At 67.7% G+C, this 6102-nt stretch carries 5 protein-coding genes; 2 read left to right on the top strand and 3 right to left on the bottom strand.

The genetic code is table 11. The features are described 5' to 3' along the window. Positions 1-16 precede the first annotated feature (16 nt). A complete protein-coding gene (locus E4V01_RS25060) occupies positions 17-340 on the bottom strand; it encodes a metalloregulator ArsR/SmtB family transcription factor (protein ID WP_135300258.1) in 324 nt (107 codons plus the stop codon). Positions 341-705: 365 nt separating this feature from the next. After that, positions 706-1488 carry an FCD domain-containing protein gene (locus E4V01_RS25055; RefSeq protein WP_060770717.1) on the bottom strand — a complete coding sequence of 261 codons (783 nt, stop codon included), beginning with the start codon at positions 1486-1488 and terminating at the stop codon, positions 706-708. 313 nt (positions 1489-1801) lie between these two features. Here E4V01_RS25055 and E4V01_RS25050 point away from each other — a divergent pair, with 313 nt between their 5' ends. Together E4V01_RS25050 and E4V01_RS25045 are read left to right on the top strand one after the other, a co-directional pair. Continuing rightward, the gene (locus E4V01_RS25050) at positions 1802-3475 is read left to right on the top strand and encodes an L-lactate permease (protein WP_135300257.1); all 1674 of its coding nucleotides are present in this window, start codon (positions 1802-1804) and stop codon (positions 3473-3475) included. A gap of 95 nt (positions 3476-3570) precedes the next feature. Continuing rightward, entirely contained in the window at positions 3571-4758 is a 1188-nt protein-coding gene (locus E4V01_RS25045; protein ID WP_135300256.1) for an alpha-hydroxy acid oxidase, read from the top strand. A gap of 208 nt (positions 4759-4966) precedes the next feature. On the opposite strand, the gene E4V01_RS25040 is transcribed toward E4V01_RS25045, so the two are convergent. Further along, positions 4967-6019 carry an aliphatic amidase gene (locus tag E4V01_RS25040; RefSeq protein WP_060770720.1) on the bottom strand — a complete coding sequence of 351 codons (1053 nt, stop codon included), beginning with the start codon at positions 6017-6019 and terminating at the stop codon, positions 4967-4969. Between the last annotated feature and the right edge of the window lie 83 nt (positions 6020-6102).

The following is a 6102-nucleotide window of genomic DNA, read 5'->3' as shown; positions in this document are numbered from 1 at the left end:
CAAGTCCTCCGCGCGCTCAGCCCATGTCCGGACAGAAAATATCCTTCAACGTCGCAAGCATCCGCGCAGCCCGGGGATCCTCCAGTCGATAGTACATCGTCTGGCTCTCGCGTCGGAACGCGACCAGCCCGTCCTCACGGAGCTTGGCGAGGTGCTGCGACAGGGCCGACTGACTGAGCTCGACCGCCTTGGCGAGGCTCGTCACGTCCATCTCTCCGCGGCCGACCAGCAGGCAAAGGATGAGCAGGCGCTTCTCGTTGGCGAGGAGCCGCAACAGGCGTGCGGCGTCGGCCGCCTTGTCTTGGAGGTGTAGCAGGTCGGTCGGCGTCACGGCATCCATCGGTCCGCATTCCGAAAGGTTAGAAGCACCTTATTTAGGGGTGCCTAATATATGTCCAGCGAGCCGTCGCGCTGCGGCCCGATCTCACTGCGAGTTTCTCGTTTGGGCGAACCAGCCCAACGTCCTTCTGCCAGCCCCGGCGCTCCGAACCATGGTTTCAGATGGAAGGAGGCGGAGGCCAGAGCGCCGAGCGAAGCTCTGCAGCGCCCTCGCCGGAGCGTCACCGACACGGCCGGCGATCTCGGCGGCAGCCGGGCCACGCTCGACCGCCGCATCAAGCGTCTGGGCATCCAGACGCCGCGCGGTGCGATCTGACGGCTTTTACCGACGGAAGGGGGCGTCGCGCTCCCAAAATGCCTCAGAACTTACCGCTCGCCCTTCCGGCGGGCCGAGATACGGCCGCCGCTGAGACGGCGGAGGGACACTTGGAGGCGCGCGTCCGCCGCCCGCACCGCGGTGAGGGCCTCGTGCGTGTAGTGGATATGGGTCTCGGCGGCCTCGCCCGCTGCCTCCACGTCGCCCGCCATCACGCTCTCGTAGATCGCCCGGTGCTGCGCCCGGAACTGGTCGCGCGTTTCGGGGTGGGCGAACAAGGCCTCGCGGTTCTCGACCACGCCCTGGCGCAGCATGCCCGACAGGGCCCGCATCGTGTGCAGCAACACGAGGTTGTGGCTCGCTTCGTAGACCGCGATGTGCAGATCGACATCCGCCTCGGCCTCCTCGTGCTGCTGGCCCGCCGCATGGGCGCGGTCGATCCGCTCCATGCAGGCGGTGAGCCGCGCCCGGTCCACAGCATTGGCCCGCGCCGCGGCAAGGCGCGACGCCATCCGCTCCGTCGTGGCGCGGAACTCGAAGAAGTCGTCCACCACCTCCGCGTGGGAAGCGATCAGGGCGATCAGGGGGTCGGTGATCTCGCGTCCCAGCGGCGCCACGGCCCGCCCGCCCGGCGCCGCGACGAGGAGCCCCTGGTCTTCGAGGATCTTCATGCCCTGGCGCAGGGTCGGGCGCGACACGTCCAGTCGCTGCGCGAGATCGCGCTCGGAAAGCAGCATGTCGCCCGGGCTGATCCCGCCTTCGCGGATCAGGTCCTTGAGGTGGCGCGCCGTGCTCTCGGCCGCACTCTCCCCCTTGATCGCGTTCCGCTCCATCCTCTGCCCCTCCCGGCCGAGTCCCGTGGGGCTCGGCCTCGCTGAAATAGCCTGGGCAACCGCAATCTCCAATTGACCATATTGGTCAATTCATTTTACCAGCACCACGTCTTCGGTCTCGTCAAGTTACCGAATCCCAGCGACGGCGCTGACTGAGCAGTCCTCGTCCCGCGCCCGCACGCCAGGGGCCCAGGACGAAGAACAGGCTGCCCGCAGGCCCGGCACCGTTCGCGGCAACGACGGCATCGTCCCCGGGACGCGTTCACCCGCTCCCAGGCGAAGACGATGCGCATTCACCGGGAGGGCGCGCGCCTTGAGTTGGAACCAAGTCTACGATCCGCTGTCGAACACGCTCTGGTCGACGCTGCTCGCGGCGCTGCCGATCGTCGTGCTGCTCGGCGGGATCGGCCTCCTGCACATGAAGGCCCACGTGGCGGCCCTGCTCGGCCTCGCCGTCGCCCTGGCGGTGGCGGTGTTCGGCTTCGGCATGCCCGCCCCCATGGCCGGCGCCACCGCCGCCTACGGCGCTGCCTTCGGGCTGCTGCCGATCGGCTGGATCATCCTCAACGTCATCTTCCTCTACCGGCTCACCGAGCAGACCGGCCAGTTCGACATCCTGCGCGATTCCATCGCCGGCATCACCCCGGACCGCCGGCTGCAACTCCTGTTCATCGCCTTCTCCTTCGGCGCGTTCTTCGAGGGCGCGGCGGGCTTCGGCACCCCGGTGGCGGTGACCGCCGCCATGCTGATGGGGCTCGGCTTCACTCCGCTCGCCGCGGCCGGCCTCTCGCTTATCGCCAACACCGCACCCGTGGCCTACGGCGCGCTCGGCGCTCCCGTCATCGCCCTCTCCGCGGTCACCGGACTCGACCTGATCCAGCTCTCGGCGATGATCGGGCGCCAGCTGCCGTTCTTCTCCGTCATCGTGCCGTTCTGGCTGATCTGGGCGTTTGCCGGCCGCAGGGGCATGCTGGAGGTCTGGCCGGCACTGCTCGTCGCCGGCCTTTCCTTCGCCGTGCCGCAATATCTCGTCTCGAACTTCCACGGCCCCTGGCTCGTGGACGTGGTCGCGGCGATCTGCTCCATGGGCGCGCTCGCGGGCTTCCTCCGGGTTTGGCAGCCGGCGCGGGTCTGGACCTCCACCGGCACCGACATGCCCGCGGATCAGCCCACGATCCCGGCCCGGCACAGCCATTCGGTGGGTACGGTGTTCCGCGCCTGGCTGCCTTGGCTGATCCTTTCGGTCTTCGTCTTCGCTTGGGGCGCGCCGCAATTCCGCGCCTGGCTCGACGCCGTCTGGATCTGGCGGATGCCGGTGCCCTACCTGCACAACCTCGTCGTCAAGATGCCGCCGGTCGTGGCCCAGGCCCACAGCGAGGCCGCGATCTACACCCTCAACCTGCTCTCGGCGACCGGGACCGGCATCCTGCTCTCGGCCCTCGTCGGCGGCCTGGTCCTCGGCTTCAGCCCGCTCCGGCTGCTGCGGGAATACGGGCGCACCGCCTACATCGTGCGCTACTCCCTCGTCACGATCTCGGCGATGCTGGCCCTCGGCTACGTCACCCGCTACTCGGGGAGCGACGCGACGCTGGGCCTCGCCTTCGCGCAGACGGGGTGGATCTATCCCTTCTTCGGCGCGCTGCTCGGCTGGCTCGGCGTCGCGCTCACCGGCTCCGACACCGCCTCCAACGTGCTGTTCGGCGGCCTGCAGAAGATCACGGCGGAGCAGCTCGGCCTGTCGCCCGTCCTCATGGCCGCCTCCAACTCCTCGGGCGGCGTGATGGGGAAGATGATCGACGCCCAATCCATCGTCGTCGCCTCCACCGCGACGCAGTGGTACGGCGGCGAGGCGAAGATCCTGCGCTACGTGTTCTTCCACTCGATCGCGCTCGCCTGCCTCGTCGGCGTGCTGGTCATGCTGCAAGCCTACGTGCCGCCCTTCACCGCCCTGGTCCCGGCGACGCCCCTCCCGGTCCTCGCACCCTGATACCGGCCGGCCGGGCGGCGCCTGCGCCACGCCCGGCCTCTCCCTTTCTCGACGGAGCGCCCCGACGGGCGGCCGCATCCCCGCGGAGATCAGCGATGCGTCTGAAGAACTGCCACAGCTTCCACGATTTCCGCCGCATGGCGAAGAGCCGCCTGCCGGGCCCGATCTTCGACTACATCGACGGCGGCGCGGACGACGAAGTGACCCTGCGTCGCAACACCAGCGCCTTCGATACCTGCGATCTGGTCCCCAACGTGCTGCGGGGCGTGGGCGAGGTCGACATGTCCGTGACCGTGATGGGCCAGCGGCTCGCCATGCCGGTCTACTGCTCGCCCACCGCCCTGCAGCGCCTGTTCCACCATCAGGGCGAACGGGCGGTCGCGGCCGCGGCGGGCCAGTTCGGCACGATGTTCGGTGTCTCCTCCCTCGGCACGGTGAGCCTGGAGGAGGCGCGCCGGATCAGCAGCGGGCCGCAGGTCTACCAGTTCTACTTCCACAAGGATCGCGGCCTGAACCGCGAGATGATGGCCCGCGCCAAGCAGGCCGGCATCGAGGTGATGATGCTGACCGTCGACAGCATCACCGGCGGCAACCGCGAGCGCGACAAGCGGACGGGGTTCGCCATCCCCTTCCGCCTGAATCTCGCAGGCCTCACCCAGTTCGCGATCAAGCCGGCCTGGGCGATCAACTACCTGACCCATGAGCGCTTCCGGCTGCCGCAGCTGGAGAACCATGTCGGCATGGATGGCGGCGCCCTCTCGATCAGCCGCTACTTCACCGAGATGCTCGATCCCACCATGTCCTGGGACGACGTCGCCGAGATGGTTCGCGAGTGGGGCGGCCAGTTCTGCCTGAAGGGGATCATGTCGGTCGAGGACGCCGAGCGCGCGGTCGAGATCGGCTGCACCGGCATCGTGCTGTCGAACCACGGCGGGCGCCAGCTCGACGGCTCGCGCACGGCCTTCGACCAGTTGGCGGAGATCGTGGACGCCGTTGGCGACCGGATCGACGTGATCATGGACGGAGGCGTGCAGCGTGGCACCCATGTGCTCAAGGCTCTCGCCCTGGGAGCCAAGGCCGTCGGCCTTGGCCGCTATTATCTCTTCCCCCTCGCCGCAGCCGGTCAGCCGGGTGTCGAGCGCGCCCTCGACCTCCTGCGCAGCGAGATCGAACGCGGCATGAAGCTGATGGGGTGCACGGACTTAAGCCGGCTCAATCGCGGCAACCTACGTTGCATCGAACGAAACTGGATGGATATCGAGCAATATCGCTCCCATCAGTGATCATGACGACATTCGAAATCTGCTGATCCGTATGAGCCGGACAGCTCAACCATCACGGATTTTGCTTGGCATGATCGATCCTGTCGTTGAACCTCGGCGCAAGGCGTGACCTGACCGGCTGGTTTTGGACCGGACGGAGAACGCCCTCCACCCGGTCCGGGTGGAGGGCGCTCGGCCGCGTGACGGGGCGCTTCAGCCCGAGCCGGGCTCAGCGCGGGTCGGGCGGGCCCTCGCCCTTGCCGACGAAGGGGATGCCCTCGATCGGGCATTCCTCGGTGCCGACGCTGGAGCGGGTGATGGCACGCACCGCGTCGCGGGTGCCGTCGGGGTCCTCGATCCAGCGGCGGTAGAAGTCGTAGGGGCATTCCGACATCCCGTGCCGGTTCTCCTTCGAGTTGATCATGCCGGTGTAGCCGCGGTGCAGCAGCTTGAAGAGGTGGTTCTCCGACTGGCCGTGGGCGCGGAAGTCGCGGATCAGGAATTTCGAGAGTGCGGCGTACTGGATGCCCATCTCCTCCTCGCCGCACTCGCCGAGCGTCCGGCCGTCGAAGCCGATGATCGCCGAGTGGCCGAAGTAGCTGTAGACGCCGTCGAAGCCGGCGGCGTTGGCGACCGCGACGTAGGTGTTGTTGGCGAATGCCATCGCCTTCGAGATCAGAACCTGCTGTTCCTTGGCCGGGTACATGTAGCCCTGGCAGCGGATGATGAGTTCGGCGCCGCGCATGGCGCAGTCGCGCCAGATCTCGGGATAGTTGCCGTCGTCGCAGATGATGAGGCTGATCTTGAGCCCCTTCGGGCCGTCCGAGACGTAGGTGCGGTCGCCGGGATACCAGCCCTCGATCGGGGTCCAGGGCATGATCTTGCGGTATTTCTGCACGATCTCGCCCTGGTCGTTCATCAGGATGAGCGTGTTGTAGGGCGCCTTGTTCGGGTGCTCCTCGTGGCGCTCGCCGGTGAGCGAGAACACGCCCCAGACCTTGGCCTTGCGGCAGGCATCGGCGAAGACCTCGGTCTCGGCGCCGGGAACGGACGAGGCGGTCTCGTACATCTCGCCCGCGTCGTACATGATCCCGTGGGTCGAGTATTCGGGGAAGATCACGAGATCGAGGCCCGGCAGACCGGCCTTCATCCCGATGATCATGTCGCCGATCTTCTTGGCGTTTTCCAACACCTCGGCCTTGGTGTGCAGCCGGGGCATCTTGTAGTTCACGACGGCGACGCCGACGCTGTCCTGACTCGACGAGATATCACCGTGCATCATGGCGTCGTTCCTCCGGTTCGTTGTGGGGAGGGGCCGCGCCTTTGTCCCGCGCGGCCCGCCTTCGTGGGGTAGGGCCGCCGCTC

The sequence above is a fragment of the Methylorubrum sp. Q1 genome, assembly GCF_004683995.1.
Taxonomy (GTDB): domain Bacteria; phylum Pseudomonadota; class Alphaproteobacteria; order Rhizobiales; family Beijerinckiaceae; genus Methylobacterium.
The sequence above is the reverse complement of the archived record's forward strand: the minus strand, read 5'-3'. Positions and strand labels throughout refer to the sequence as shown.